The following is a 1595-nucleotide window of genomic DNA, read 5'->3' on the forward strand; positions in this document are numbered from 1 at the left end:
ATCCTCTTCTTCTACCGACGAACTGCAGGCGCTGCGCGCAGAACTCGCTGCCATGAAAGGCGAGTTGCGTGTGGTGACAGTCGAACGCGATTTGTTGCGCGAGAGACTTAAGGCCTATCAGCGGCAGTTGTTTGCTTCCAGGAGCGAAGTGCGCGGTGCTGAGCAACGCGACCTCTTCCTGAACGAAGCAGAAGCGCTCGCAACGGGATGCGAGCCGGCGCAACAGGCCGAAACTGAACAAAGCGTCGAAGTCGGCGCGCATGAACGCAAGAAGCGTGGGCGCAAACCGTTAGACCCGATGCTGCCTCGCGAGGTCGTGCGCCATGAGTTGCCCGAATCAGAACGCGTCTGCGCACACGACGGCCACGCACTGGTCGAGATCGGCGCTGAGATCAGCGAGCAACTCGATATCGTGCCGCAGCAGGTTCGCGTCATTCAGCACCAGCGAATCAAATACGCATGCCCTTGCTGCGACCTTAGCATCAAGGTGACGCCGGCACCTTCGCGCATCATCCCAAAGGGCTTACTCACTGAATCAGCGCTTGCATGGGTGGTTGTGAGTAAGTTTGCTGACGCGCTGCCGCTGTACCGGATCGCCGCGTTGCTGCACCGTTTCGGTGGCGATCTCTCACGCGGCACGCTGGCAGCAAGCGTAGTGCGCGTCGGCATGGCGGTGCAGCCGCTGATTAACCTGATGCGCGACCACCTGCTCGAGGCCGACATCGTTTACGGCGATGAAACGACGGTGCAGGTACTAAAAGAGCCGGGCCGTGCTGCACAACGCAAGAGCTACATGTGGGCGCAGATGAACGGTACCGGACCACCAGTGCGAATGTTCAACTACAGTCCCACGCGCAGCGCGGCGCAGGCCGCCGTGCTCTATGCAGGCATCAAACCCGGAGCGGTATTGATGAGCGACGGCTACGAGCCGTACAACGAAATCGCCCGAACAAACCAGCTGGTGCACCTTGGATGTTGGGCGCACGCGCGACGTTACCTGATTGAGGCGGAAGAGAACCTCCCTAAGGTACAGCGCGGCGGCAATCATCCGGTAAGCGAATTCATTCGCCTGATCGGCCAGCTGTTTGCCGTTGAGGCACGATCCGAACACATGACGCCGGAGCAGCGCCAGCAACTCAGACAGGCCAGAAGTCAGCCAGTTCTTGATCAGATCGAGGCGCTGCTATCGCGTCATCTGAACACGGTGTTGCCGCAAAGCGGCTTCGGCAAAGCGCTTCAATATCTGCGAGGCCAATGGCCCAAGCTGGTTCGCTACGTCGGCAACGGAGCGTGGCCCATCTCGAACAATCCGTGTGAGAACGCGATCAGACCGTTTACGGTTGGACGCCGGAACTGGCTCTTTAGTGACAGCGTCGCCGGCGCAAACGCCGCCGCCAACCTGTATTCGCTCGTGCAAACCTGCAAAGCCAACAGCATTGAGCCGTATCAATACCTCATCGCGTTGTTCAAAAGTCTGCCGCACGCGAACACCGCCGACGACTACGAGGCTTTGCTGCCCTGGCGACTGAATCCAACCATAGCCTGACGTATGTCGCATGGCAATGCGCAAGGGACGCCGTCTAATGCGCGCTTAC

The 1595-nt window shown here is 59.6% G+C and carries 1 protein-coding gene; it reads left to right on the forward strand.

Annotated elements, in window-relative coordinates:
• Nucleotides 1-22: 22 nt before the first annotated feature.
• Complete coding sequence (tnpC, locus tag NCT03_RS30825) at nucleotides 23-1546, forward strand: IS66 family transposase (protein ID WP_250495212.1); 1524 nt, start codon at nucleotides 23-25, stop codon at nucleotides 1544-1546.
• Nucleotides 1547-1595: the final 49 nt, after the last annotated feature.

The organism is Caballeronia sp. GAWG1-1 (assembly GCF_023631465.1).
GTDB lineage: Bacteria > Pseudomonadota > Gammaproteobacteria > Burkholderiales > Burkholderiaceae > Caballeronia.